The sequence below is a fragment of the Methanofollis liminatans DSM 4140 genome (assembly GCF_000275865.1).
Classification (GTDB): Archaea; Halobacteriota; Methanomicrobia; order Methanomicrobiales; family Methanofollaceae; genus Methanofollis; species Methanofollis liminatans.
In genome coordinates, this window is sequence record NZ_CM001555.1 from 2,213,854 (window position 1) to 2,238,513 (window position 24,660).

Below are 24,660 nucleotides of genomic sequence, written 5' to 3' on the forward strand. Positions count from 1 at the left end.
GCGTGACTGGCCATATTCGGATAGTGAACGATCCCGTCGAACTCGTACCTCTGCTCCTCACCTTCAACAATCCAAAATTCAAGCAGCTCTACGAACTGCTCGATAAGAACTGGATGACCGAGGAGGAGCTCGCAGAGCGGTGCGAGAGCGCCTGCGTCGCCTCATGCCTTTCCATCCTCAGGAAGGGCAACCTCATCGAGGAGCAGTGGCGGATGCCGAAACCCGGCGAAAAGCCGAGCAAAGAGTTCAGATCAACTTACAAGACCTTCAGGGCGAATTTTCAGTGCTCGATGATCGATCTCGCCGACCTGATCTATATCTCCCTCTCGACCGATGAGAACATACAGAAACTGGCGTCCCATGTGGAGGACGAACTGAATTCAGGGAACACGTCCATCGCCGATATCGCACGGAAGTTTGAGGTATCACCCCTCGTCATCAAGGCGCTCTCCAAGCGGATTCCAAACCTTGATGTGAAGGGGCAGGGACTGGTCCATGTCGGCAATGCCAGGTGAAGACCCCCTTTCCGTGCTCCTGCGGAGCAAACGCGAGATCACCCGATTCCAGATCCTGGTCGAGGTCGCCGAGCACCAGCCCGCGATCAGGCAGCAGGAGATCGCCGCCAAGATGGGGGTGACCCCGCAGGCGGTCTCCGAGTACATCCGCGAACTCGCCGAGGACGGTTACGTCTCGGCCTACGGCCGCGGCCGCTACGAGGTGACGAAGGAAGGGATCGAGTGGGTGCTCACCAACGCCGAGGTGCTGGAGAACTATGCCCGCCACGTCACCCGCGACGTCATCCAGAAGGTCCGGGTCTGGCCGGCGATCGCCGCCGGGCCGCTGAAGGCCGGGGACCAGGTCGGCGTCTACATGCAGGGGGGCTGGCTGTATGCATCGAAAGAGGAGCAGAGCGCGATGGGAGAGGTGATCGCCGACGCCGATACGGGGCAGGACGTCGGGATCGCCCGCCTTGCCGGGCTCATCGACCACACGGAAGGAACAGTGCACGTCCTCAAGGTGCCGCGGATCGAACGGGGCGGTTCGCGTAAAGTTGACCTTGACGGGCTGCGCACCGTCCTTGCCGGGGTCGGCCTGGTCGGGATCGCCGGGCTCGAGGCGTCGGTGGCGCTCGCCGCCGTCGGCCGCCGGCCCGACATCTCCTTCGGCTCGCGGGAAGGCGTCATCGAGGCGGCCTTCCACGGGGTCGAGTGCGCCATCCTCATCGTCGACGAAGAGTTTACCGATTTTCTCAAACGGCTTGAGAGTGCGGGGCTGAACTACACGATCCATGACCTGATCCTCCCATGACGGTCATCATCGCCCCGCAGAGAGGAGCCTATAAGCTCCTCATGTTTGACGGCAGGAGCGTGCGGGAGACCGGGGTCTTCGAACTGGTGAAATCATCCCGGGGCTACCGCCCGACCGACCTGAAGACGAAACAGCCGAACCGGCGCAACTACCAGAACGTCCCGACGAAAAAGTTGATCGAGCGCCTCCGCAAGGCCGACGTCAGGATCACGAAGCCCGATCCGGCCCTGCTGGCGTTTCTCGGCGACTTCCAGATCACGCCCTCCACCGTGGACCTCTGCCGCATCTGTCTCCTGGAGGACCGGGTCACCGCCCTCTCGAAGAAGAACGCCGCAAAGTTCGGGCGCGAGCGGATCTGCCTGGAGTGCGCCGAGCGCGAGATCAGGCGGGAGATGGGCTACCTCGGCCGGTTCGGCGACCGCTCGGTCCAGCACGTCCGCTCCCTGCTGGAGTCGTACCGGGACGTGGACCGGGTGCTCGCCCTCCTCCAGCCAGAGCAGCGGGAGAAAGGCCAGACCCTCTTCGACCGCCTCGAAGCGGTGCGGCCGATCGAAACGGCCCATATCACCCAGGTGGACGTCCCGCCGGCGTTCGCGAAGGTCTCCGGGGTGGAGTACCTCACGCCGGTGCAGCAGCTCGCCGTCAACGCCGGCCTCCTCGAAGGCGAGGACCTCCTGGTCGTCTCGGCCACCGCAAGCGGCAAGACGTTCATCGGCGAGATGGCCGGGATGAAAAACCTCCTCGAAGGGCGGGGGCGCCTCCTCTTCCTGGTGCCCCTCGTCGCCCTGGCAAACCAGAAGTACCTCAGGTTCAAGGAGCGGTATAAGGATCTCGCCACGGTTTCTCTCCAGGTCGGCGCAAGCCGCCTCAACCTCCCTGAGACGCGGCCGGTCGGGGAGCGGAGCACCAGGGCGCAGATCGTCGTCGGCACCTACGAGGGCCTGGACACGGTCTTTCGGAACGGCCGGGACCTGAAGGATATCGGGACGGTCGTGATCGACGAGGTCCAGAACCTGGAGGAGCCCGAGCGCGGCCACCGCCTCGACGGCCTGATCGCCCGGATCAAGTACACCTCCCCGAACGCCCAGTTCCTCTACCTCTCGGCGACGATCGGCGCCCCGAGCACCCTGGCGCAGAAACTCGGGGCGCGGCTGGTCAGGTACGACAGCCGCCCGGTCCCGCTGGAGCGCCACCTCATCTTCACCGAGAAGAAAAAGAAGATCCAGTTCATCACCACGATGGTGCGCGAGGAGTTCGCCCGCCGCTCCTCGAAGGGATACCGCGGGCAGACGATCGTCTTCACCAACGCCCGCGCTCGCTGCCACACCCTCGCGGACGCCATCGGGGCGAACATCGCCCGCCCGTACCATTCAGGGCTCACCTCGCAGGAGCGCCGGCAGGTCGAGGACCTCTTCTCCTCGCAGAAGATCGCCTGCGTGGTCACGACGGCGGCGCTGGCGGCAGGGGTGGACTTTCCGGCCTCGCAGGTGATCTTCGACGCCCTCGCGATGGGGATCAAGTGGCTCACGGTGCAGGAGTTCAACCAGATGCTCGGCCGCGCCGGGCGCCCGGACTTCCACGACGAAGGCAAGGTCGTCATCCTGGCCGAACCCGGTGCGACCTATTCCCGGACCTCGAAGGCGACCGAGGAGGAGATGGCGATCGCCCTCCTGAAGGGCGAGATGGAGGAGGTCGCCCCGGTCTACGGCGTCGAGGAGAGTTCCGAGGAGTTCGCCGCAAACGCCATCGTCTGCAAGGGCGACGGCGCCGAGATCCGCCGGATGGAGGCGGTGATGGTCGGGACGACCGAACCGGTGCTCGACCTCCTGGTCAGCCGGAGGCTGGTGCGGTGGCAGAAGGGGCATGTCGACCTCACCGACCTGGCGATGGTGATGGCCAGGCACTTCATCGGGGTCGAGCGCCTGCTCCTGATCAAGGACCTCGTCGGGGAGAAGGACGACCCCCTGGATATCCTCGCCGAGATCGATTGCACGGTGCGGGAAGAGCGAGGATAAGGATCGAAATCCGCAGGTTTCGACCACCTCCCCCCGCCGAAAACAGGAGCGTACCCCGCCCCGAAGAGACAATCCAATCGTTTTCGACTGGAAAGGCAGGGATAGCGCAGATGTATCGAGCGGTCGGGCCGGCACCGGTCCGGCCGAACCACAGGCACTATATATAACCGCATTATCCGGGACACCCCCATTTAAATATTTCCCTGTTCTGCGCCTCCGGCCCCCGGCGTTGCATCTCGCTCTTCTTAAAACCCGGACAATGCGCCGGAATCATCCGGGTTTCCTGCCATGACCACCCGGAGATTGTCGATTAATACCCCACAAAATTCAACATATCTAAATCATAAGCCCGCAACAACAAAAAGAATATTTATATAATATAATGTGCTTATGATCGAGTAATCTCAGGGGCGATCAGCATGGCATGTGAATGCGAAGAACAGGAAATACAGTGGCCATTTCTACAGAGAATCCGGAGTGACGGCCTCGACCGCCGGAAAATGATCAGGGGAGAGGATGACGTGAGGGGCCTCATCGGCCGACATGCCGCCGACCTGCCCCCGGCAGAGGCGATGCTCCTCCGCCTCAGGAAATTCGATCCCGGGCTCTGATCGTTCGGCTCTTCGCGTTCCGCGTGCGGGCAGGCAGGGCGCCCCCCCCATAATTCCAGCCAGGCACTCTTTTTGATCGTTTCCCTGAGTGCCTCACGCTCCAGGCGCGAAGGAGCGTGCGGCTCAGGGCTTTTTTTCTCACCTCGTCCCGGCCCATCACGTGAAAGAACGGTGCGGCGGCACCGGAGCGATCGAGAAAAAGGCACTTTGGGAACCGATCTGGGGGAGGAGAGCAGGGGAAGATTACACCCCAAAAGGGTGAAAACAGATTTTACCGATCAGGTCAGGCAGACCCAGCGGTCATAGACGGCGTCGCGCTCGTTCTCCCAGACCTCAGGGCTGCGCCCCTCGTCCTCGCACCACGCCGCAACCAGGTCCACCTCTTCTTTCGTGGCGACGGTGAGCAGGGAACGCTCTGAGAGAGAGAGAAACTCCCGTGCAATCCCCTCCCAGATCTCGCGGTCGAACGAATGGATCGTCCCGAGCATCAGGGCCGCCCCGTACGGCGCCGGCTCGAAATAGGCCGAGGCCATCGTGGCGTCGATGCAGGCCGTCTCGCAGGGGTCCAGGCGCCCCTGCGCAAACCCCAGGGAGAGCAGCGCCTGGTCGTGGTCGAAGGCGAGCGGGTTCAGCCCGATCGAGCGGAGGCCCGCCGAACCGATCCCGGACCCGCAGCAGCAGTCCAGGCACCGCTCCCCGTTCCGCTGCCCGAAGACCTCTTTTAAGAGATCGGCGCACTTCTCCGGGCGGTCAGGCGGAATATCCTCGATCGCCGGGCGCACGCCCGTGCGGATCGCCTCGCTGTAATACTCCCGCACGGCGCGGGCCCAGACCTCCCGCTCCTCCATGAAGAGGTCGCCCCCGGTCCCCTCGAAGAGATCGATCGCCTCCTCGTGCACCGGGTGGTAGAGATAGTTCGCGACGATCCACCGCTCGTCCCACCTGAAGGCGACGGCGAGCAGGTCCTCCTTCTCGTCGACCAGGAGTCTCCCGTCGTCGGGCCGGCGATAAAACGCCGGCAGGGCCGAGTCCGGATCCGCGAGGTCGGCAAACGATCGTTCGGCAAAAGTCAGGCTCTCAAGTTCGAGTATTTCTGCTGCTTTCATGCTGTTTCTTCTCCTCTCTCGATGCGCACCCCGTTCGGTGCGCGGATCATCCCCTCCACCAGGGCGTCCTCGTGGAGGGACAGGGACAGACCGGCAACGTCCCCGAGAACATGGGCCGCGGGGGCCACGCACACCTCGCCGCCGCCTTCGACGTTGCCGTGGACCTGGGCCTTCCGCCCGATCGCGATGGGGCCGCCGGCCCGCAGGCTCCCGAAGATCGTGGTGTCGTCCCCGACGCTCACGGCGTTCGCCCTGATATTCCCGTGGAGACGGCACCGCTCCCCGATCCGCATCGCCGACGGCACGGAGAAGACCTTCATGTCGAGGCTCGAACCCGGCGGGATGACGAGCGGCGTATCGTCCCCGGGATCCTCCTCGCCGAAGAGTTCGTCCAGGGCGCTGTCGATCTCGTCGGGGTTGTCGATCTTCAGGAGGGTCATCACGTACAGGAGGAGATAGATGAACACCGGCATCGGGTTCCGGATCGAGATCCAGCCCTTCGCCTCAAACCCCCGGTCGATCTGCACCTTGTCCCCGATATCCAGGTCGCCGCGGACGACCAGGCGCCCGTGGATCTTTACGCCCTCCCCGAGGTAGGCGTCCTCCCCGGCAATGACATCCCCGTTGATCTCGCACCAGTTATCGATCCTGACGTCGCCGTCTGCGACAACGCTGCCGTTCAGCGTACAGAACTCGCAGACGATGACGTCTTTACCCTTCAGCCCATAATCGATTGAGCAGCGGTCCCCGATGATGATATTCATCTCTGTCTTCAGGGTGTGCTCCTGCAGATCGGTGCCATTGGGGAGAGAACACTGGTGGAGCCAGTCCTGAACCCCGCTCTCCATGAACAGTAAAACTCTCGCACCGGAGGCTTATGAGTCTTATCTATCTGCCGCGGGGGACGCACCGGGTTTCATCCCCTCACACTACAGGCCGCGAAGAAACAAAACCCCGATTAAATCTTCGCGTCTTTTCGCGTCTTCGCGTGAGGTTTTCCAGATAAACAGGACAAAAAATCACGCGAAGACGCGAAGAGCGCGAAGAAACAAAGCCCCGAACACACCTTTGCGTCTTTTCGAGGGCTAGAGCGCGAGGTTTTCTGATAAACTGGACAAAAACACGACGCCCGCGCCGGGGATGCACCCCCGCACAAAACCGCGAAAAAAAAGATGATTTAGAAGGCCATGACGACGGGCGTCTCGACCTTGCTCTTGATGATCTCGACCCGGCGGACCGGGAAGATCGCCTTGACGACCTTGAAGGCCTCCTTGGCGAGGTCGCCGGCGACGACCATCTTGGAGAACTCCTCGAAGGACATCTGGGCCGCCTGCTCGGCGACGGTCTTCATGATCGCGCCCCGGATCGCATGCGCCTGGGAGTCGTTCGCCCGGTTGATCGTGAAGCAGGTGACGGTGAGGCGCACCTTCTTGTTGTCCTTGGTGGGGACGAGGATGATGGCGTCGATCCTGGAGGTCTTCCTCTTCACGAGGCCGCGCATGTAGTCGCGGGTGATCTCGTGCCCGACGAACTCGGTGTATGCGGCGTCGCCGGCCACGCTGTTCACTTTAAAGCGCATCTTGATGTGCTGCTTTGAATAGTCCTGTGAGATCTCGCCGAGCGTGGTCTGCATCACGCGCCCCATCACCTTGGACGGGTCGGCGGAGATCGTGTCGCCAATATAGGTCTTGCCGAAAGATTCAGGGCCGTAGACCTTGAACCAGGACTTGGCCTTCCAGCCTTCGACCCTCTTTCCAACCTGTTTTCTCTTTGCCATGAAATCACCAGTTTTTATGAATTATAATCTCTGCTCAGGTCATCCTGCCAGATGCGTCATATCGTTCAGGCCGCCCGCCAAGCGAGCACACCTCTTCTGCCATTGCGAGGTTCATCAGGTAATCGTCGACCGTTGCGGTTACCGTCCGCAGGGCGATCCCTTCGATCGCAAAGACGACCGTAGCGCCCTCGGCGGCGGTCGCCATGCCGGGGAGGTTGTCCGGGGCGAGAGCGCCGGCGACACATGTCGCAGAGGCGCTCTCCGTGCGGATCCGCCCTATAATCCCGATCATGCGGCGATCCCCCTGAGAAAGCCCGCCTCGAACTCGTCGATCCGGTCGAGGGGGATCCGGGCGCCGGCGCGGCTCCGGTGGCCGCCGCCCGATCCCCCGGTCTCTGCCGCCAGGCGGCGGAGCAGGGCCTCGAGGTCGAGATCGACCCCGGGCGGACAGCGCGCTGAAATCTGCCAGCAGGCGCCGTTCTCCGCGACCACGGCCACCGGCGCCGCCTGCCTGACGTCGTTTGCCAGGCAATCGGCAACGCCGCTCGCCGCTCCGGCGTCCGCGACCCGGTAGATCCGCCCGGTCTCCTCGACACGCTCAGCCGCCATGACGGCGGCGAGCACCCGCGCCCGGTATGCGGCGGCGACCTCTTCGGCCTCGGCGACGAGGTCGGGAGAGCGCAGGCAGACCGCAGCGGCGAGGCCGCCGCGGCCCTGCTGGCCGCAGCCGTCGATGACGGCCGCAAGGGTGCGGGCGTCGTCGATCACCTCGCGCTCGAGCCGGTAGCGCCCGCCGTACAGCCGCGAGAAGACGGACGGCGCCGTCTCCTCGCCTGCCTCAAGGACCAGGAGGGAGAGGAGGAGATCGGTTGCGACCGCCTCCTCCCCGGCCGCCTGCTCAAGGATGCGGGTGATCGTAGCGGCGTTCCCGCTGACGCCGGGGATATACGGGGTGACGGCGGTCCCCAGGGCTTCGCGGACCGAAGCGCCCGGGAGGGCGAACCCTCGCTCCGGGACGATAAACCCGTTTGCGATCCCCTCGTTGAGGATCTCCAGGTTCATCCCGGAAAACCGCTGACCGTCCCCGAAGACCCCGAGCAGGGCGAGCCCTGCAAGGTCGCGGTTGTCCCCCATCTCCTGCGCCACCAGGTAGGCGGTCCCGGATGCGGTGAGGTCCTGCTCGCCGTCGATCCCGGCCAGGCGGGGGTTCACGTGGAAGGGCCCCTCGAAGTGCGGGACGTGGTGGTCGACGATCATCACCGTCCCGGGCAGATCGGCAAGGCCGGCGCCGAAATCGCAGAGCAGGGTCGACTCAGGGTGGACGATATCCTCTGTCCCGATGCTCTGGCGGACCCGCAGTCTGAACCTGCGCCCCGCGCGGAGCATCGCCTGACAGAGGATCGCCGCCGCGGCGATCCCGTCGGCGTCATGGTGGGCGTAGACCTCGACAAAATCGGTCGCGAGGATCTGCGCCGCAACCCGTTCGGCAGCGGCCTGAATGGACATGACTTATCTGGAGAGGAGAATCTCGGCAGTCTCCGGCTTGTAGGTCCAGTCCTTTGCGAGCTTGCCGCTCGAACGGTAGTACTTCACCAGGCGGCGCACCTTCGACTCGGTGAGCTGGAGCTGCCGCTTGTTGTGCAGGTCCTTCTTGTTCTCCGCAAGGTGCTTGCGCATGCCGAGCGCCTTTGCGATAAGGTTCCTGAGGTCCTCGGGGATCTCCTGCTCGAGCCCGTTCTGGCTGAGGATCTCGCCGATCTTCTTCCCGGCCACGAGTTTCACGTCCGGAACGCCGTACTTGTCTCTCAGGACGAACCCGATCTCGCTGCTGGATTTGCCTTTCTTACGGAGATCGACAACAACCTTCTCTGCCTCGTCCGCCGAGATCCCGGTCCATTCCGGTGCCTCGGTGCGGTACGGTGCGACTGAGCCGGACTTGCCTCTCCGCCGTGCATGCATTCGTGCCATATTCTACCTCATATGACAGAGTAAGTCCAGAAAAGAGCAGTACTGCTACTGACTTCCCTGTAATCCCGAGCCACTTCGGGCCGTGCCGGAACGGCACGTCGGACTTACATCGGCCAGCACATAAAAGTGCTATATATAAATCTCGTTCCTTCTTCTTAAGGCTGACGGCAGAACAAAAGCGAAACCTTTAATCTCCCTCCCGAAAGTATGCCCCATAAGCATACCCCCATGATGCCCCCCTTTCCCTCGCTCCGCCTCCCGGAGCGCTGGCAGATCCCCGTCCTGGCCGTCGCCGGAGTGGGAGCGCTGGCAGCGACCACGATGGCGGCCGCAGCCGGTTTTACTGCCGTTATCGCCCAGACCTTCTATATCCCGATCATCCTGGCGGTCGTCTGGTACCGCTGGCGCGGGCTTGCGGTGGTGGCCGCCATTACCGCGGCGTATATCCCGATCCTTGGATGGTTTACCGGGTTCGCCTCCCCGGCATTCCCCGAAGCGGTCGCCCGCGCCGCCGTCATGATCGCCGTCGCCATGGTGCTGGCGGCGCTCTCCTCCCACGTGAGCGCCCTTGCGCGCGACTATCCCGGCATCTTCCAGCACGCCGGCGACGGATACATCATCGTCGATCAGCAGTCGCTTGCTGTTCTGGACCTGAACCGGACGGCGGCAGAGATGATCGGGTTTGCGCCGTCCGAGGTCGTGGGCCGCTCGCTCGTCTCCCTGTTTGCCGATCCCGCGACGGCCGAAGGGACGGCAGAGGCGCTGAAGGCCGGGCAGGACCTCGACGTCCTCGAAGCGGCGCTCACGATGCGGGGCGGCGGCGTCCGCTGGGTCAGGATCGTCTCGGGTTCGCTCCCCGAAGATCGGGTGGTCTGCACCCTCCTGGACATCTCCCGGCAGAAAGAGGACGAACGGACGATGAGGGCCCTTGCCAGGCTCGCCGGGGAAAGCCCCGACCCAGTCCTCAGGATCGGGCCGGGAGGGCAGATACTCTATGCAAACGAGGCGGCGATGGCGGTCATCGGGGCCGAAGCGCCCGGGGAGAAGAGTGAAGCACGGGCGGCACTCTCCCGCGCCGCCGCGGAGGCGACGGCCACCGGCGACCAGGTCGAACTCGAAGTCCGGGTCGGCAACGGGACCTTCCTGATCACGGTCGTCCCGATCGAGGGGGAAGACTACGTCAATCTCTACGGGAAGGATATCACCGGAATAAAGGCGGCGGAGACGGCGATCCGGCTGAACGAACAGCGTCTCGAAGCTCTGAGGGGGCTGGACCGGATGTACGACGCCCCCTTAAAGGCGATCACCGACTACGCCCTTTCCTGCGCCATATCGATGACCGGGAGCGAACACGGGTATTTCGCCTTCCTGGACCCGGAAGAGCGGACGCTGACGATGCAGTCCTGGTCAGACCGGGCGATGGCCGTCTGCCGGGTGGAGAACCCGCAGAACACGTATATCCTCGCCGAGACCGGGCTCTGGGGCGAACCGGTGCGGCAGCGCCACAGGGTGATCCTCAACGACTACGCCGCCCCCTCGCCGTTGAAGAAAGGCACCCCGCCGGGCCACCCGGCGATCAGGCGGTTTTTAAGCGTCCCGGTCTTCGAGGGGGAGCGGATCGTGGCGGTGGCCGGGGTGATCAACAAGGCCGCTCCCTATGACGAGGACGACGCCCGCCAGTTCTCCCTGCTGATGACAGGGATGTGGGGGCTGGTCAGGAGAAAACGGTATTCCGACGACCTGAAACGCTCGGAGGCCCTCTACCGCACGATCTTCGAGGCGACCGGGGCGGCGACGATGATCCTGGACGGCGACGGCATGATCGTCCACGCCAACGCGCGGTTCAGGCATTTCGGCTACGACCCCGCCGATATCGTCGGCCGGAGCGCCTGGACGTCGGTCTTCGACGGCCCGATGCACAATGCGGGCTGGCAGTACCACCAGATACACCGCATCGAGCGGGAGAAGGTGCCGGTGTACGAGGGGCAGGTGCTCGACGCCGACGGGAAGGTGCGCGACGCCCTGGTGACCGCCGCCATGATCCCGGAGACGGACCTGAGCGTGGTCTCGGTGATGGACATCACGCCCCTGAAGGAGGCGGAGCGGGAAATTGCCGTCAAGAACCGCGAACTCGCCGCCCTTGCGGAGGTCTCGGCGATCACTTCGTCGCTTCTGCCGATCCCCGAGCGTCTGGACGCCGCCCTGGCAAAAGTGCTGAACCTCATGGACTTTGAGACCGGGGCGATCTACCTCTTCGAGGGGAAGGGGGATGTCGGCGTCCGCGTCAGCCAGCGCTGGCCGGCCGACATGGAGGCGCCATACGAGATCAAACGGCTGGCGGTTCCCTCCGAGCCGCGGTATTCGTCAGACCGGCCCGAGGGCGTCCCCCCGCATATCAGGGAAAGGTTTGCGTCCTACGCCTCGATCCCGCTGAAGGTCGGGGACGAAATCTCCGGCACCCTGAACATGGCGACGCGAAGGGAGCACGTGTTCACGACCGGGGAGCGGGAGTTCCTGGAGACGTCCGGGCGGGCGATCGGGGGGGCGGTGCTGCGGGCGCGGTTCAGCGAGGACCTGGAACGGGCGAACGCCGACGCCAACCTCTACCTGGACATCATGACGCACGACATCAACAACGCCAACACGGTGGCGGTGGGCTACTGCGGCCTGCTCCTGCCCAGGCTCGCCGGGAAGGAGCACCTGATGGCGAAGAAGGTGCTCGCCGGGATCAGGCAGAGCATCGAGATCATCATGAATGTCTCGACCTACCGCTCCCTGAGCCAGCGGGCGACGCGGGTCGAGCCGGTGCCGCTGGACGCCGCCATCAGGAGCGAGATCGCCCGGTTCTCCGAGCTGGATATCAGGTACGCGGGGACCGATGCGGTCGTGATGGCCGACGACCTCCTCACCGAGGTGTTCACGAACCTGATCGGGAACGCCGGGAAGTTCGGGGGGCCCGAGGTGACCGTCTGGATCGCGGTGGTGAAGGAGGACGACCGCGTGGCGGTGACGGTGGCCGACAACGGCCCCGGCATCCCGGACGACCAGAAGGAGAACGTCTTCGGGCGGTTCGTGCGGAACGCCCCGCGGGTCTCGGGCAAGGGGCTCGGGCTCTGGATCTGCCGGATGCTCGCCGAGCGCTACGGCGGGAGCATCGCGGCCGGGGACCGCGTGCCGGGCAGTCCGGGGGAGGGGGCGGCGATCACCCTGGTGCTGCGGCGGGCCGGGGATTAACCTTTAATAGCGAGGAAGGGGAATATGATCTGGTACCTGCGATAGTAGTCTAGTGGTAGGACAGGGGCTTCCCAAGCCTCTAACTCGGGTTCGAATCCCGGCTATCGCATAAAAGAGCGTTTTTTGCGGCCTTTTGTGAGGGAAGGGCTGTTTTTTTGGGTTGCGAGGGATTGTTTTTGTGTGCGGCGTCGCCGGGAGCGACAGGTGTTCCCGGGAGGATTCGGCGGCGGAGATGGGCATCACAGAAAAAGAGTTCGACAAAGCCAAAATAGTGGGAAATACCAGGCGGCTCACTTGAGCTTTTTCTCGAGTTTCTTGAGTTTCTTCCTGGCGGCCTCGCTACCTGCAGCCGCCTGCTGCGAGAGCTCTTCTGCCTTGGCCTTCTGCACTTTTTTCAGCTTTTCCAATTGTTTCTTACTCGTTGGCATACCATTACCTCGCTACGCGTTTGGCCCGTTCTATTTATCTTTTTTCGCCGTATAAATACCCTGGTATCGCTGTACCAGCCCGGAAAATCTTCGGGTACGAGAAACTCGAAAACGATTCAACCGACATTCGGCACCACTTTTTTTCAGGAGGGGTACTGTTCAACAACGCCATTTCTCTTTCATTGCTCAAATGCCCACAGGACGGAGATATCCGAAAAATAGCCAGGAATGCCCGGATATCCGCCCCAAAAAAGGGGGAGCGATCCCCCTTTAGTTCAGGGCCGCGACCCCGTCCGCCCAGGTTTCGACGGTCGCAAGAACGGCGTCGTCCTCGTACGAGGTGATCCGCACGCTCTCGCGGGCCAGGGCGACGTAGTAGGTCTCGCCGTTCGCGTCGTGGCACTTCAGCTGGCAGCTGAAGGTGTCGGCGTCCGGGTTCCTGACGGCGTCGCCCCCGAGCGCAGTCTCAAGGGCCGCATCGTTCAGGACGGCGGTCGCCGCGGCGTTGAAGGCCGCCATGTCGGGCGCCCTGACGGTGACGGTCCCGACGACATTGCCCTCGACGTCCTCGTAGTTCACCCGGAGGGTGTAGGACTCGCGGTTGCGCTCGACGCCTGAATGGGTCGAACCGCTCTGCACGTAGTCCACACACCCGAAGGGGTTGTCGGCGATGACGCCGGCGACGATCGCCTCGAAGGCCGCGATATTCGCAATCGGGGCCGGGATCTGCCGCACAGCGGTCTTGGTGTTGCTGGTCTCGACAAAGTCTGCCATGTTGTGTTTCTCCTGCCCGTATGCTCCCGGGTGCATATCAGGCACATTACAATATTACCTCAAGTAATATTAATCTACCTTGACCGCCAACTCCCTGGTGGATATGGAGGAGAGGAGCACCCGGGAACTGGTCATCGAGACCGCCCGGGACGTGAAATGGATCTGCCGGACCCTCTCGAGGATGGAGGAGGAGGGGACCTGCCGTGAGGGGCGGCTCCGTGCGCTAGAGGGGTGGCAGAGCGAACAGGTGGGGGAGAGCAGAAGGGACCGGCAGATCGCCGCCGGGGCGGGCGGGATCGTCGGCGGGGCGGTGGCGATCGTGCTGCAGATGTTCGGGTGGGGGTGAGGGGTTTACCCAGGTGCCCCGGGCACCATCACGCACTGATCACGCATTATCACGCACATATCCACACATTATCCACACCTCTGGAACACGGGACATCAATCTGGCGGATTATAAGCGTTATTTTCACAATATCGCCACGATAATATCCACACATCAGACATCAGGCACCGGCCCCTGCGCCAGCACATAATGCGTCTTCTTCTTTGAAGGGCTCCTGCGTTCCAGGATACCGAATTCGGCCAGGGCTTTCAGCTCCTTGAGGGCAGTGGTGGCCGAGACGCCGGCGGTGTTGGCGAAGGCGGAGAGGAGTTTGTAGAAGGTGCTGCTCACCTCTTCCTTGAAGTCGATCCGCCGCCCTTCATAGCGGGCGAGGAGGGAGGAGAGGTCAGCCGTGGGGGGTTTCATCGCTCTTTTCGGGTGGTGCATGCGTTCATTTATACTATGCGGATGGGGAGGCGGCGGTACTGCGGGTGCTCGGGCGGGGGTAAAGGCGGGTTCACTTTCACCCCGCGCACGCCTCCCCCTTTTATAATTCAGGGTTCATGGACTCCCCCATGAAACATTCCCCCCTCATGAGCGACCAGACACTCTTTCGCGACCCCGACCTCTTCGATTTTGACCACCCTCCCGAGGAGTTCAACTACCGCGACACCCAGATGAACGACCTCGCCCTCGCCCTGCGGCCGGCCGTCCAGGGTTTTTCTCCGTTGAACACCGTACTCCGCGGCCCGCCCGGCACCGGCAAGACCACCGCCGTCCGCCGGATCTTCGCCGAAGTCGAGGAGGCGACGCAGCGGATCGTCCCGGTGCTCGTCTCCTGCCAGGTCCACCGGACGGTCTATGCGGCCTTCGCCCAGGTCCACCGCGCCCTCTTCGGCCAGACGCCCCCCGAATCCGGCGTCCCGCTCACGCGGCTCATGGGCCGGATCGCCGGCGAACTGACCGGTCGGGGTGCGGTGCTCGTCGTCTGCCTCGACGACGCCGGGTATATCGTCCCGGGCGGCGTGCTCAACGACCTCCTCGCCGGCATCCTCAGGATGCCCGAAGGCTATCCCGGGACGCGGACCGGCGTGGTGCTGACCCTCTCGGAGATCGATATCGACCTCTCCCGCTGCCTCGACCCGGCGACGCGCTCGGTGCTCCAGGCGTCTGAGGTCTTCTTCCCCCTCTACACGCGGGAGGAGACACGGGGGATCCTCGCCGACCGCATCAGGGCCGGGCTGTACCCCGGTGTCGTGCCCCCGGCCGTCCTCGACCTCCTGGTGGAGCGGACCTATGGCTGCGGCGACCTCCGCGTCGGGCTCGCCACGATCCGCCGGGCGGCCATAGCGGCCGAACAGGACGCCAGGACTGAGGTGACGGCGGCGGACATCCTCGCCGCCTACGAGGTCTCCCGGCACCTGGAGACGGCGATGACGGTCGGGCTCCTGGACGCCGGGGAACGGGCGGTGCTCGACGCCGTCCTGGAGGCGGACCGGGAGGAGGAAGAGGCGGTGATCGCCGGCACGGCGTATATCCGGGCCAGGGAAAAGATGCCGATGAGTTATACGGGGTTTTACCACCGGCTGCACAAACTGGAGCGCCTGCGGCTGGTGGACCTGCTGGTGGTCAGGGGGATGGGGCAGACCCGGGTGATCCTGGTCAGGGAAGGCGTGGAGGAGGCGCTCTCCGCCACGGGTCAGGCGGGGGCGACCGGGATCGCCGCCGGGTGTGCCGGGGTCTGTGAGGATGAGACGTGGCGATAGGGGGGATCACCCCACCCCCGTCCCCGCATTCCACTCCCTGACCAATCGCCCGTAACACCCCTCGCAGAGGCGTGTCCGCCCGTCAGCCGACCGGAAGACCGCCCGCCCCTCCCCGCACCCGGTGCAGCGCCCCAGAGCGGTCGAGACGCGGGCGAACTCCCGGTGGTCCAGGACGCCGGGGAGGATCGTCGGCCTCTTTGCACTCGTGCACCGGGTTGCACTGGCGTGCACTCCGGAAGTGTAAACAAACGGACGGTTCATCGAGGATGGATCTTCGATCCCGCCCCGATCACCCCCATCTTCCCGGCCAGGTGCACTCTGGCACGGATCGCACACACACCCCCCCGCAGACCCGGGGGAATCGGGTGGGGTGTGTGTGTCTCTTTTCTGGTGCAAGGTACTAGTACAGGAGAGAGAGATCTCTCTCTTCTCTTTAGAATATACAGTCCGGGCTCGATCCTCCGTGCCCGATCTTTGCACTTTTTCGGTGCAACTCCGGTGCAAACGAGGTGCAAAAGTGCCATCGTCATCGTCGTCGTCCGGCGGGTCAGGGCCGATCCAGACAGACGTCTGGCCCGTCCACCGGCGGTACGCCTTCAGGTCAAAGGAGAACACCTGTTCGCGCCGGCGGACCAGGCACCCGTTGATATCCCGCGATACCGTGGTGTCCACGAACCCGACCGCCGGGCACTTCTCCAGGAGACCGGAATAGATGTTGCCGCCGTTGTTGTAGCCGTGGAGGATCCGGCGGGTCTGGTGGTACGAGAGCCCGAGCGTCTCCTGCAACTGTCCGACCGTGAACTCCCGCCACCCCATCGCCTCAATGGTCACGAGCGCCGCCGCCTCGTTCTTCGTCAGTTTCGTCTCCTGCCCGCCGGCATCGCCGTTGATCGCCGCATAGATCCGGGCGGCGGCGGCGAAATCGTCGAGGTTCGCCCGGATGCCACCCTCGTAGGCCTCCCGCTGGAAGCGGTGGAGGAGGGCCGAGGCCTTGATCAGGTCGAAGAGGATCGCCGGGTTCCGGCGGTTCGCCGTGGCGGAGAAGTGCACCGCACGGGCGTACGGGATCGAGACGTGGAGGCGCTCGCTCTTGAGGATCTCCCAGATCGCCCGGCAGACCGGGAGGTCCGGGTCCTCGTCGTCGCTCTCCTTCTCCAGGCTCGCGGCCTCCTTCATATGGGCGAGCACCCGCTCGTCCTGCTCGGCCGAGTCGTCGATCCAGACGGTGAGCATGCGGTTCATCACCTGGTCGTCGCCGGCGTCCTCGACCTTCGCGAGCCACCAGACGCAGCGTTCGGGGATCCGGCAGACCTGGAGTTTCCGGTCGGCGGTGAGGGTCCGGTGCTCGATCCCCTCCCGGAAGTTTGCGGTGGCGCTTTTGAGGACCTCCTGGAGGTCGTCGGAGAGGGAGACGTCGTCGAAGAGGAAGACGGTGCCGGCCCGCAGGCCCTCGGTGTAGTAGAGGGCCTTGTTCGAGACGGTGCCGGCGAGGCGGTAGGCCGCCGGGACCTGTTTGAGCATCGTGGCGCAGGCGTGGCTCTTGCCCTTGCCGGAGTTCCCGGAGACCGAGACGTGGAGGCCGTTCGTGTTCTCGACCGACCCGGCGGCGAGGGACATCGCCAGGCAGGCGGCGACGGTGCGGTCGCCGACATGCTCCCGGTTGAAGGTGTCGAGGAGGAACCGGAGGGGATCGCCGTTCGTGAGGATGGCGAGGGCTTTCTCCCGGAGGGGAAGCGGTTCCGCCACCGCCGCCTCTTCCGGCACCTCCTCCGGCGTCTCTTCCTCCCGCTTCTCCCGCGGCTCGTGCATCGCCCGCAGTTCGGGCCAGCGCTGCACCCCGCCGCCGCAGGTGGTGTGGTGGCACCCGGCGTAGACGGCGCCCGAGGGGAACTGGATCGCATAGGCGCCGTCGCGGTGCGCCGTGCTGAAGGGGCAGTCGTCGAGGACGAAGAGGGTGCCGCCCTGCCAGGGTTTTCTGCTGCGGACGGCGATGGCGTGCTCCGCGAGCCAGGCGGCGAGGTCGATCCCGGCGCCCTTCGCCGGGGCCGGGGCGTCTTTCGGGAGGAGGGCGGCGATCTGCCCGAGGAGGTCGGGGGAGACAGTCTCCGCCGTTTCTGGGGCGGAGAGGATCGTCGCCCGCCGGTGCGGGCGTTCCGGGGTGTGGTCCCCTTTGCGGGAGGTGGTGCCGTAGAGTTTCCAGATCCGGGCCGGGTTGTGGTTCGTTGTGTCGACGGCGACCTTCTCATCGGAGAAGAGGGCGTCCAGGGTGGCGAGCACCCCTCTGACCAGGCCGCCGTCGTCGGGCGGGAGGTCGACCGCATAGAGGAGGTGCGCCCCGTTCCCGGAGTCGGCCCGGATAGGGGCGGGGAAACCCCGATCGGAGAGCCAGAGGGCTATCTCGTCGGCCTTCGCCAGTGCCGCCGCGTGCTCGGCGTCGGTGGACGAGACCCCGCTCGGCCTGACCGGGTCGAGGTCGATGGGCAGCCAGCGCCGGCGCACGATGTCGGCGTCGCTCGTGGTGGGGTCGCTCCGGGTGAGGCGCATCTTCACCCGGTTGGACCGGCGGGCGAGGAGGGCGGGATTTACCTCGTTTAAGGTGACGTAGATCCCCCGGACCTCGGGGTCGGCGTCCAGGGCCTCGGCGGCACCGGCGCATTTTGCCAGGTCGTCGAAGTAGCCGGAGTGCGTGAAGCGGTCGGCGAGGGCCCGGACCTCCACGACGCTCCCCTCCCGAAACAGGGCGGCGAGGGCCTCTTCGATCATGGGCATCCCTCCGGCACGAGGGGGAAGAGCGAGGCCGAGGCCGCCTCCCCGGTGACGACCCGGCGGAAGGAGACGAACGGGACGATGAAGTGCCCGACGCCGGTGTAGATCTTCACCGCCCTTCCGGTGACGCCCATCGCTGCATACCCGACGATCGCCGTTTCGGTGACGATCACGCCGTCCTCTCCTTCCCGGGCGACGGTCATCGTCACCGGGGCCGGGTGGCCGCGGAAGAGGAGGTTTTGCAGGTCGTCCCCGGCGATCCGGTAGCGCTCGCCCCCGACGATGAGGTAGAGGTTGTCCCCACTCCCGAGGCGCAGGGTGCCGGTCTCCTCGTTCATGCGACCTCCTCCTCCTTCTCCTCCTCCTGCGTCCTCACCGTGACGGTATAGGTGTGCCCGGGCGCATTGCTGACCCGGATCTCCTGGATATGCCTGCCGAAGCGGCGGACCGCCGCCCCGACCACCTGCGGCACGAGGTAGAGCGGGATCGGATCGGCGGTGTTTATCTCCCTGTGTGCCGATGAGTTTCTGGCGGTCTTCCCTGATCCGGTGGTGGTACACGTGGGTTCATGGGGGCTGCCGTCTCGTTTCTTCCCGACCCGTCCCGGGTCCGTGCCCGGGGCCGCTGGGGGTCGTTTCAGGTGGTTCTCTTTCATGGTCTGTTTCTCCTGTGCGGGCCGCCGATCGCCGGAAGAAGGCCGGCGGGGGGTGCGGCCGCGCACTGAGAGAATGGTGGGCGCGAGTGCAGATAAAGGAGAGCCGCGGGGGTTGAAAGAGAGAAATAGTGATATTTATGCGCTTCTTATGCGGCAGTGAAGTGCAAACTGCTGTACATGCAGGAAGCGAGGGGCCCGCGGGGCGGCCTGGCGCAGGTCTGAGAGTATGGGCGGATCGGGCGGCGCAGGGTGGAGGGATGGAGGGCTGCGCGCCGGGGGGATCGGGTGCCGGTATTCCCCGGTGATTTCGTGAAAGATCGGCAGACACGCCCCTCGCGATCATCAGGGGATGTGTTTTTTTCCCCGGCCGCCCCGGCGACCGCACGGGGCAGGGCGTGGCGGGGGTGGCGGGAGGCGTCACTGCGGGAGAAGGGGGAGGCGTGGCGGTGGGTTTTTCGTCATCTTCGACGGACGGCCGCGGGGAGGGGCCCGGCCCCTCAGGTTTCTGTGGTGTGGTTGTTCCCTTCGTTCTCCCATTTTTTGAGGGCCCGAATGATGATTTCACTCATTTGTGGATATTTTGAAGAATCGCGGCCGGATTTTTCTGGTTGCGGGATCTGTTTTTTTCCATAAGCCTTCAGCAATATGGGGAAAATTATACTCAGGTCAACGATAAAGGTGGGCCGTGCGGGGGGTGGAAGTGTGGAGGGGGCAACCGGGGAGAGAGTGGTGCCGCCTGAGTTCCCTGGATAAGAGAGAGTGGTATCGTGTTTGGAGATGACTATCTCAATGATCGCCAAAAGAGGCAGTGAACCCTTCCCTACTTCGTCCCACCCACCTTACGGTGGCATCATCCTTTTCGGGAAGGACTTACTCGCTGCATGCATACATACCATCAATCGGTATATACATTTTTCTTCTGCTCCTCCCCCATCGGGGCGCCCGCCGGTTCGTGCGCCTCACAAAGCCCTGACCGCCGGCACGCCCTGCCCGGATTGATATTACAATTAGTAATAAAAAACTACAAAAAATATATCTTAAGATACATCGCCCCCCGACGCCGGAGACGACCCACTCCTCCGCGAAACAATCCCCTTCTCCCTCGACGCCCCCGCCGCCTTCAACGCCGCCGTAGAGACCCCCCCCATTCCGGCAGATTTTTTTCCCCGGATTCCCTCAAGAATACCATGAAACGCATCCTTTCAGGGCTCATCCTCGCCCTCCTCCTCCTCTGCCCGGCCGCACTGGCAGAGACCGGAAACGAAACGCAGGCCATACCGACGACAAACGTCACCACGGTCGCCCCCACCACGACCGCCGAACCGACGAAGATCCCGACGACCGTCGCCACCACGCCCGAACCGACCGCGGTCACGCAGGCGATGACGACCGCCGTGACCCAGGCGATCGTCGGCGGCGGCACGAGCTGGTTCGACGTCTACACCAACGTGGACGGCGCCGCCATCTACTTCGATGGGACGTACAAAGGGACGACCGCCCAGGGCATCCTCACCGTCGCCTGGGCGACCACCGGCACCCCGCCGCAGACCGTGACCGCCACGAAGTCCGGCTATAGCACGGCGCACGAGTCCCTCCCGGCCGTGCCGGCCGCAGGCCACCATGCGTCGGTGTACCTCACCCTCAACCCGGACACACCGCAGACCGGGAGCCTGGGCCTCACCTCCACGCCGGGCGGTGCGAACATCAGGATCAACGGCGTCTACTACGGCACCACCCCGCACACGGTGAGCGACCTGACGCCGGGCACCTATCAGGTCTCGATCGACTCCCCGGGCTACGGGACCTGGACCGCACCCGAAGATGTCGTCGGCGGCAAGATCACCTACGTCGATGCGGTGCTCACGGCGAACCAGCAGTACGGCACGCTCTCCATCTCCAGCGTCCCGACGGGCGCCTACATCACCCTCGACGGCGTCTATAAGGGCCCGGCCCCGGCCACGATCGGCGGGCTTACGCCCGGCTCCCATGTCGTCGAATTGAACGCCCCGGGCTATGACGAGTGGAGCGGGCGGGTCACGGTCTATCTCGGCCAGGTCACCTCCATCTCGGAGACGCTGACCCCGAGCGCACAGCCCTCCACCGGCGCCATCTCGGTCGGCTCGACACCGGCCAGCGCCTCGGTCTCGGTCGACGGCGTGTATTACGGCCAGACGCCCCAGGGCAACCGCCTGCTCGTCAACAGCATCGCCGCCGGCCAGCACACGGTCACCGTCACCCTCGGCGGCTACGGGGACTACTCGAAGACCGTGACGGTCGACGCCGGCCAGACCGCGACGGTCGACGCCGTGCTCAACGCCGCCGGCTCGGGCTCGGTCGCCATCACCTCGACGCCCGCCGGAGCCACGGTCTACTTCAACAACCAGCCCTACGGCCTCACCCCGGTGACGGTCCCGGACCTCGGGCCGGGCACCTTCCCGGTCCGCCTCACCTATGCCGGCTACCAGGACTGGACCGGCACCGCCCAGGTGAACGCCGGCGCCACGACCCCGCTCTCGGTGCAGCTCGTCCAGGCCACGCCGACGCCCGAAGCGGCGGCCTCCCCCCTGCTCCCGGCCCTCGCCCTCATTATCGGCGGCGTCTTCGTCGCCCTCAGGGTGCGGCGGGAGTAATTCTCCCCCCGACTTTTTTTTTCGTATCCGGTTCCAAAGAGAGATAAGACCGGGGAGTTAACAATTGTTAATGATCGTACGGGTCAGGGCATTTGCCTGGATGCGGGAGATATTCGGCGCCGAGCGCACGCTGGAGGTCCCGGAAGGGGCCGCCCTCTCCACCCTCCTCCAGGTGCTCGGCGAAGAGTCCGGGGCGGCGCACGGGGCGCTCTTCGACGGCGGCGGCGCCCTGAACGGGCACGTGGTCCTGATGCTGAACAGGAAGCGGGTGGACCACGCCGACGTCCCGGCGCTGACCCTCGCGGCCGGAGACGAGGTCGCCCTCTTCCCCCCGGTCGCCGGGGGGTGAGGAGGGAGGGAGGGCGGACGGGCAATGCCCGCCTCGTGCCCGGACCGGAAGCCCTCAATTCCAGGAGGGCGTAGAACTACGGGAGGAGGTGCGCCCCACCCGGCGACACCCGGAGATTTCATGGAGCATATCATGGACGGAAGAACCTGTGCGGAGATCCTTGAGCGGGTGCGGTCGAGGCGCCCGCTCGTGCACCACATCACCAACACCGTGACGATCAACGACTGCGCCAACATCACGCTCTGCGCCGGAGCGGCGCCGGTGATGGCCGAAGCCCCTGAGGAGTCGGCCGAGATGGCGGCGGTGGCGGGGGCGCTCGTCCTGAACATCGGGACGCTCTCGACGGCGCAGGTGGCGTCGATGATCCTTGCCGGGCGGCGGGCGAACGAGTGCGGCGTCCCGGTGGTCCTGGACCCGGTCGGCGCCGGGGCGACCCGGATGCGGACCGACGCCGTGCTGCGGATTCTCCAGGAGGTGGACGTCGCCGTCCTGAAGGGGAACGCCGGGGAGATCGGCGTCCTCGCCGGCACCGGCGGGACGGTGCGGGGCGTGGACTCCTGCGGGATCGCCGGCGACGCCGTGGATGCGGCGGTGGCCTGCGCCCGCGCCACCGGGACGGTGGTCTCGATGACCGGGGCGACCGACGTCGTCACCGACGGGCGACGCGTCCTCCTGGTCGAGAACGGGAACCCGATGATGGACCGCCTCTCGGGCACCGGGTGCATGGCCGCCTCGGTCACCGGGGCGTTTGCGGCGGTGGAGGGCGATTACGTCCTCTCCTCGGCCGCGGCCCTCGCCGCCTTCGGGCTCGCCGGGGAACGGGCGGCGGTCGGGGCTCGCGGGCCGTACTCCTTCAGGACGGCCCTCTTCGACGAACTCTTCAGCATGGCGCCGGAAGACCTGGCGGCCGGGGCGCGGGTGAGGGCACGCCATGGGGTATGACCTCTACGTGATCACCGACGCCGGGATCGGCCGCGGCCGGTCCCATGCCGAACAGGCCGGCCTGGCCGTCGAGGGCGGGGCGGACGTGGTCCAGCTCCGGGACAAGGCGCTCGCTCCCCGCGACCTCCTCGCCGCCGCCCGCGCGGTGAGGGCGGTCACCCGCGCCGCCGGCGCCCTCTTCATCGTCAACGACCACCTGGAGGTCGCCCTCTCTGCCGGGGCAGACGGCGTCCACCTCGGGCAGGGCGACCTCCCGGTGGCGGCGGCGCGGGCGGTCGTCCCCTCCGACTTCATCCTGGGCGTCTCGGTGGGCAATGCCGCCGAGGCGGTCCTGGCGGTCGAGAGCGGGGCCGATTACGTCGCCCTCAGCCCGACGTTTTCGACCGGTTCGAAGGCGGACGCCGGGCCCGGCCGCGGCCTCGATACCCTGCGGGCGGTCAGGGCGGCGGTCCCGGTCCCGTTGCTCGCGATCGGCGGGATCGGCCCGGCGAACGTGGGCGAGGTGGTCAGGGCCGGGGCCGACGGCGTCGCCGTGATCTCGGCGGTCGTCGGGCAGGAGGACGCCGCCGGGGCGGCACGGCGGATGAAGGCGCTCATCGTTGCCGCGAAAGGAGGCGAGGTGCCGTGCTGAGCGAACGGGAACGCGAGCGCTACCGCCGGCAGACGATGATCTTCGGCGAGGAGGGGCAGGAGCGGTTGAAGGGGGCGACGGTCTTTATCGCCGGGGCCGGCGGCCTCGGGTGCCCGATCGCCCTCTACCTCGCCGCCGCCGGCGTCGGGCGGATCCGTTTCGCCGATCGGGACACCGTCGACCTCTCCAACCTGAACCGGCAGGTGCTCCACGCGACGCCCGACCTCGGGCGCCCGAAGGTCGTCTCGGCGGCCGAGAAACTCGCCGCCCTCAACCCGGAGATCGCCGTGGAGGCGGTCCGGACCGTCATCGACGCTGCCACCGTCGCCGACCTCGCCGCCGGCGCCGACGTGATCGTGGACGCCATGGACAACTTCGAGACCCGCTACCTCCTGAACGAAACGGCGCTCGCGCGAAAGATCCCCCTGGTCCACGGCGGGATCTCCGGGTTCTTCGGGCAGGCGACGACGGTCATTCCGGGGAGGACGCCGTGCCTCCGCTGCCTCTTCCCCACCCCCCCGCCGGACGAGACCTTCCCGGCCCTCGGGACCACCGCCGGCGTGATCGGGCTCGTGCAGGCGAACGAGACGATCAAGTACCTCACCAGAAGCGGCGACCTCCTCGCCGGGCGCCTCCTCCTCTGGGACGGGACGAGGTCCACGATGGAGACGATCGACCTGAAGCGGCAGGCGGGGTGCCCGGCATGCGGGCATCTGCACGAAGAGGTGAGACCATGATAGATGTCAGGCATGACGATTTCAACGTGAACGAGATGATCGAGCGGGCAAAAGACCCGTCGATGGGCGCCCTGGTCACCTTCCTCGGCGTGGTGCGGGACGACGAGATCGAGCGGATCGAGCTGGAGGCCTACCAGGAGGCGGCGGTGCAGGAACTCGAAGCGATCCGCGACGAGGCGTTTGCCGCCCACGAGATCGCCTCGGTGGCGATCGTCCACCGGATCGGCCCCCTGAAGGTAGGGGAGAACATCCTCCTGATCATCGTCGGCGCCGGTCACCGAAAGGAGGCGTTTGCCGCCTGCGAGTATATCCTGGAAGAGATCAAGCGACGCCTCCCCATCTGGAAGAAGGAGTTTGAAAAGGGCGGGGGGACCAGGTGGGTGCCGGGGAACGCCAGGTGATTCAGAGGAAGCGTTCGCAGACCAGGTGCTTTTCCGGGTCGATCACAAAGGCGCCCGGGTCGGCGAGCAGGTCCAGGGGGTTGACGCCCATGGCGACCAGTTCGTCCAGGGCGAAATCCCTGAGCCTTAACTCGCCGTCTTTCCGGTAGGTCACCTCGACCCCGTTCACCCTTTTCTCGGCGCGGACGATATCGAACATACCCCCATCTCCTCATGCTCCGGCATAAGGGTTGTCCC

26 protein-coding genes and 1 tRNA gene are annotated in these 24,660 nt (G+C 65.3%); 13 read left to right on the top strand and 14 right to left on the bottom strand.

Going from position 1 to position 24,660, the window contains the following annotated elements; genetic code table 11:
• Positions 1–2: 2 nt before the first annotated feature.
• From METLI_RS10945 to METLI_RS10955, 3 genes are read left to right on the top strand one after another with little or no spacing between them, the layout of a single operon-like run.
• Positions 3–515, top strand: a complete 513-nt coding sequence (locus tag METLI_RS10945; RefSeq protein WP_004040423.1) for an ArsR family transcriptional regulator — start codon at positions 3–5, stop codon at positions 513–515.
• The gene (locus METLI_RS10950) at positions 496–1,308 is read left to right on the top strand and encodes a DUF7839 domain-containing protein (protein ID WP_004040425.1); all 813 of its coding nucleotides are present in this window, start codon (positions 496–498) and stop codon (positions 1,306–1,308) included. The genes METLI_RS10945 and METLI_RS10950 overlap by 20 nt, the downstream gene beginning before the upstream one ends.
• Complete coding sequence (locus tag METLI_RS10955) at positions 1,305–3,323, top strand: DEAD/DEAH box helicase (RefSeq protein WP_004040427.1); 2,019 nt, start codon at positions 1,305–1,307, stop codon at positions 3,321–3,323. The genes METLI_RS10950 and METLI_RS10955 overlap by 4 nt, the downstream gene beginning before the upstream one ends.
• 889 nt (positions 3,324–4,212) lie before the next feature.
• Here the strand turns inward: METLI_RS10955 and METLI_RS10965 are convergent.
• The 6 genes from METLI_RS10965 to METLI_RS10990 form a co-directional block, all read right to left on the bottom strand.
• Positions 4,213–5,040, bottom strand: a complete 828-nt coding sequence (locus tag METLI_RS10965) for a class I SAM-dependent methyltransferase (protein WP_004040430.1) — start codon at positions 5,038–5,040, stop codon at positions 4,213–4,215.
• Positions 5,037–5,888, bottom strand: a complete 852-nt coding sequence (locus METLI_RS10970) for a polymer-forming cytoskeletal protein (protein ID WP_004040433.1) — start codon at positions 5,886–5,888, stop codon at positions 5,037–5,039. Before METLI_RS10970 ends, METLI_RS10965 begins: the two co-directional genes overlap by 4 nt.
• 329 nt (positions 5,889–6,217) lie before the next feature.
• A complete protein-coding gene (locus METLI_RS10975) occupies positions 6,218–6,817 on the bottom strand; it encodes a 30S ribosomal protein S3ae (RefSeq protein WP_004040435.1) in 600 nt (199 codons plus the stop codon).
• 34 nt (positions 6,818–6,851) lie between these two features.
• Positions 6,852–7,109 carry a KEOPS complex subunit Pcc1 gene (locus METLI_RS10980; RefSeq protein ID WP_004040437.1) on the bottom strand — a complete coding sequence of 86 codons (258 nt, stop codon included), beginning with the start codon at positions 7,107–7,109 and terminating at the stop codon, positions 6,852–6,854.
• Positions 7,106–8,323: a DHH family phosphoesterase gene (locus METLI_RS10985; protein ID WP_004040439.1), complete on the bottom strand. Its 1,218-nt coding sequence runs from the start codon at positions 8,321–8,323 to the stop codon at positions 7,106–7,108. Before METLI_RS10985 ends, METLI_RS10980 begins: the two co-directional genes overlap by 4 nt.
• A 3-nt stretch (positions 8,324–8,326) precedes the next feature.
• Complete coding sequence (locus METLI_RS10990; protein WP_004040441.1) at positions 8,327–8,785, bottom strand: 30S ribosomal protein S15; 459 nt, start codon at positions 8,783–8,785, stop codon at positions 8,327–8,329.
• A gap of 228 nt (positions 8,786–9,013) precedes the next feature.
• Between METLI_RS10990 and METLI_RS12545 the strand changes: the two genes are divergently transcribed.
• Positions 9,014–12,019, top strand: coding sequence for a GAF domain-containing protein (locus METLI_RS12545; protein WP_052311196.1), 3,006 nt, complete (start codon positions 9,014–9,016; stop codon positions 12,017–12,019).
• A gap of 38 nt (positions 12,020–12,057) precedes the next feature.
• A tRNA-Gly gene (locus tag METLI_RS11000) sits at positions 12,058–12,128 on the top strand.
• 181 nt (positions 12,129–12,309) lie between these two features.
• Here the strand turns inward: METLI_RS11000 and METLI_RS13380 are convergent.
• Positions 12,310–12,447, bottom strand: a complete 138-nt coding sequence (locus tag METLI_RS13380) for a hypothetical protein (protein WP_004040444.1) — start codon at positions 12,445–12,447, stop codon at positions 12,310–12,312.
• 270 nt (positions 12,448–12,717) lie between these two features.
• Positions 12,718–13,221, bottom strand: a complete 504-nt coding sequence (locus METLI_RS11005; RefSeq protein WP_004040446.1) for a hypothetical protein — start codon at positions 13,219–13,221, stop codon at positions 12,718–12,720.
• Between the two features lie 103 nt (positions 13,222–13,324).
• On the opposite strand from METLI_RS11005, the gene METLI_RS11010 reads away from it, so the two are divergent.
• The gene (locus METLI_RS11010) at positions 13,325–13,567 is read left to right on the top strand and encodes a hypothetical protein (protein ID WP_004040447.1); all 243 of its coding nucleotides are present in this window, start codon (positions 13,325–13,327) and stop codon (positions 13,565–13,567) included.
• Positions 13,568–13,720: 153 nt separating this feature from the next.
• Here METLI_RS11010 and METLI_RS11015 read toward each other — a convergent pair whose 3' ends face one another.
• On the bottom strand, positions 13,721–13,972 hold the full coding sequence (locus METLI_RS11015; RefSeq protein ID WP_004040449.1) for an AlbA family DNA-binding domain-containing protein: 252 nt from the start codon (positions 13,970–13,972) through the stop codon (positions 13,721–13,723).
• A 149-nt stretch (positions 13,973–14,121) separates the two neighbouring features.
• Between METLI_RS11015 and METLI_RS11020 the strand changes: the two genes are divergently transcribed.
• The gene (locus tag METLI_RS11020) at positions 14,122–15,312 is read left to right on the top strand and encodes an ORC1-type DNA replication protein (protein WP_004040451.1); all 1,191 of its coding nucleotides are present in this window, start codon (positions 14,122–14,124) and stop codon (positions 15,310–15,312) included.
• Positions 15,313–15,318: 6 nt separating this feature from the next.
• Here the strand turns inward: METLI_RS11020 and METLI_RS11025 are convergent, their stop codons facing one another.
• From METLI_RS11025 to METLI_RS13240, 4 genes are all read right to left on the bottom strand, one after another.
• A complete protein-coding gene (locus METLI_RS11025; protein ID WP_004040453.1) occupies positions 15,319–18,075 on the bottom strand; it encodes a hypothetical protein in 2,757 nt (918 codons plus the stop codon).
• Complete coding sequence (locus METLI_RS11030) at positions 18,072–18,416, bottom strand: hypothetical protein (RefSeq protein WP_004040455.1); 345 nt, start codon at positions 18,414–18,416, stop codon at positions 18,072–18,074. The genes METLI_RS11025 and METLI_RS11030 overlap by 4 nt, the downstream gene beginning before the upstream one ends.
• Positions 18,413–18,733 (bottom strand): hypothetical protein, encoded by a 321-nt coding sequence (locus METLI_RS11035; RefSeq protein ID WP_004040456.1) that lies wholly within the window; start codon positions 18,731–18,733, stop codon positions 18,413–18,415. The genes METLI_RS11030 and METLI_RS11035 overlap by 4 nt, the downstream gene beginning before the upstream one ends.
• A gap of 497 nt (positions 18,734–19,230) precedes the next feature.
• A complete protein-coding gene (locus METLI_RS13240) occupies positions 19,231–19,533 on the bottom strand; it encodes a hypothetical protein (RefSeq protein ID WP_157203274.1) in 303 nt (100 codons plus the stop codon).
• A 387-nt stretch (positions 19,534–19,920) separates the two neighbouring features.
• On the opposite strand from METLI_RS13240, the gene METLI_RS11040 reads away from it, so the two are divergent.
• The 6 genes from METLI_RS11040 (at position 19,921) to METLI_RS11065 (ending at position 24,423) form a co-directional block, all read left to right on the top strand.
• On the top strand, positions 19,921–21,363 hold the full coding sequence (locus tag METLI_RS11040; RefSeq protein WP_004040457.1) for a PEGA domain-containing protein: 1,443 nt from the start codon (positions 19,921–19,923) through the stop codon (positions 21,361–21,363).
• 70 nt (positions 21,364–21,433) lie between these two features.
• Positions 21,434–21,712, top strand: a complete 279-nt coding sequence (locus METLI_RS11045) for a MoaD/ThiS family protein (protein WP_004040458.1) — start codon at positions 21,434–21,436, stop codon at positions 21,710–21,712.
• Between the two features lie 120 nt (positions 21,713–21,832).
• On the top strand, positions 21,833–22,654 hold the full coding sequence (gene thiM, locus METLI_RS11050) for a hydroxyethylthiazole kinase (protein WP_004040459.1): 822 nt from the start codon (positions 21,833–21,835) through the stop codon (positions 22,652–22,654).
• Complete coding sequence (gene thiE / locus METLI_RS11055; RefSeq protein WP_004040460.1) at positions 22,644–23,285, top strand: thiamine phosphate synthase; 642 nt, start codon at positions 22,644–22,646, stop codon at positions 23,283–23,285. Before thiM ends, thiE begins: the two co-directional genes overlap by 11 nt.
• Entirely contained in the window at positions 23,279–24,022 is a 744-nt protein-coding gene (locus METLI_RS11060; protein ID WP_004040462.1) for a HesA/MoeB/ThiF family protein, read from the top strand. Before thiE ends, METLI_RS11060 begins: the two co-directional genes overlap by 7 nt.
• Positions 24,019–24,423 carry a molybdenum cofactor biosynthesis protein MoaE gene (locus METLI_RS11065; protein ID WP_004040463.1) on the top strand — a complete coding sequence of 135 codons (405 nt, stop codon included), beginning with the start codon at positions 24,019–24,021 and terminating at the stop codon, positions 24,421–24,423. Before METLI_RS11060 ends, METLI_RS11065 begins: the two co-directional genes overlap by 4 nt.
• Position 24,424: 1 nt before the next feature.
• Here the strand turns inward: METLI_RS11065 and METLI_RS11070 are convergent, their stop codons facing one another.
• Positions 24,425–24,622, bottom strand: coding sequence for a hypothetical protein (locus METLI_RS11070; protein WP_004040464.1), 198 nt, complete (start codon positions 24,620–24,622; stop codon positions 24,425–24,427).
• Positions 24,623–24,660 lie beyond the last annotated feature (38 nt).

Coding starts and splice junctions, on each gene's coding strand:
- METLI_RS10950 (WP_004040425.1), top strand. CDS start 496: ATGTCGGCAATGCCAGGTGAAGACCCCCTTTCCGTGCTCCTGCGGAGC.
- METLI_RS10955 (WP_004040427.1), top strand. CDS start 1,305: ATGACGGTCATCATCGCCCCGCAGAGAGGAGCCTATAAGCTCCTCATG.
- METLI_RS10965 (WP_004040430.1), bottom strand. CDS start 5,040: ATGAAAGCAGCAGAAATACTCGAACTTGAGAGCCTGACTTTTGCCGAA.
- METLI_RS10970 (WP_004040433.1), bottom strand. CDS start 5,888: ATGGAGAGCGGGGTTCAGGACTGGCTCCACCAGTGTTCTCTCCCCAAT.
- METLI_RS10975 (WP_004040435.1), bottom strand. CDS start 6,817: ATGGCAAAGAGAAAACAGGTTGGAAAGAGGGTCGAAGGCTGGAAGGCC.
- METLI_RS10980 (WP_004040437.1), bottom strand. CDS start 7,109: ATGATCGGGATTATAGGGCGGATCCGCACGGAGAGCGCCTCTGCGACA.
- METLI_RS10985 (WP_004040439.1), bottom strand. CDS start 8,323: ATGTCCATTCAGGCCGCTGCCGAACGGGTTGCGGCGCAGATCCTCGCG.
- METLI_RS10990 (WP_004040441.1), bottom strand. CDS start 8,785: ATGGCACGAATGCATGCACGGCGGAGAGGCAAGTCCGGCTCAGTCGCA.
- METLI_RS12545 (WP_052311196.1), top strand. CDS start 9,014: ATGATGCCCCCCTTTCCCTCGCTCCGCCTCCCGGAGCGCTGGCAGATC.
- METLI_RS13380 (WP_004040444.1), bottom strand. CDS start 12,447: ATGCCAACGAGTAAGAAACAATTGGAAAAGCTGAAAAAAGTGCAGAAG.
- METLI_RS11005 (WP_004040446.1), bottom strand. CDS start 13,221: ATGGCAGACTTTGTCGAGACCAGCAACACCAAGACCGCTGTGCGGCAG.
- METLI_RS11010 (WP_004040447.1), top strand. CDS start 13,325: ATGGAGGAGAGGAGCACCCGGGAACTGGTCATCGAGACCGCCCGGGAC.
- METLI_RS11015 (WP_004040449.1), bottom strand. CDS start 13,972: ATGAAACCCCCCACGGCTGACCTCTCCTCCCTCCTCGCCCGCTATGAA.
- METLI_RS11020 (WP_004040451.1), top strand. CDS start 14,122: ATGAAACATTCCCCCCTCATGAGCGACCAGACACTCTTTCGCGACCCC.
- METLI_RS11025 (WP_004040453.1), bottom strand. CDS start 18,075: ATGATCGAAGAGGCCCTCGCCGCCCTGTTTCGGGAGGGGAGCGTCGTG.
- METLI_RS11030 (WP_004040455.1), bottom strand. CDS start 18,416: ATGAACGAGGAGACCGGCACCCTGCGCCTCGGGAGTGGGGACAACCTC.
- METLI_RS11035 (WP_004040456.1), bottom strand. CDS start 18,733: ATGAAAGAGAACCACCTGAAACGACCCCCAGCGGCCCCGGGCACGGAC.
- METLI_RS11040 (WP_004040457.1), top strand. CDS start 19,921: ATGAAACGCATCCTTTCAGGGCTCATCCTCGCCCTCCTCCTCCTCTGC.
- METLI_RS11045 (WP_004040458.1), top strand. CDS start 21,434: ATGATCGTACGGGTCAGGGCATTTGCCTGGATGCGGGAGATATTCGGC.
- thiM (WP_004040459.1), top strand. CDS start 21,833: ATGGAGCATATCATGGACGGAAGAACCTGTGCGGAGATCCTTGAGCGG.
- thiE (WP_004040460.1), top strand. CDS start 22,644: ATGGGGTATGACCTCTACGTGATCACCGACGCCGGGATCGGCCGCGGC.
- METLI_RS11065 (WP_004040463.1), top strand. CDS start 24,019: ATGATAGATGTCAGGCATGACGATTTCAACGTGAACGAGATGATCGAG.
- METLI_RS11070 (WP_004040464.1), bottom strand. CDS start 24,622: ATGTTCGATATCGTCCGCGCCGAGAAAAGGGTGAACGGGGTCGAGGTG.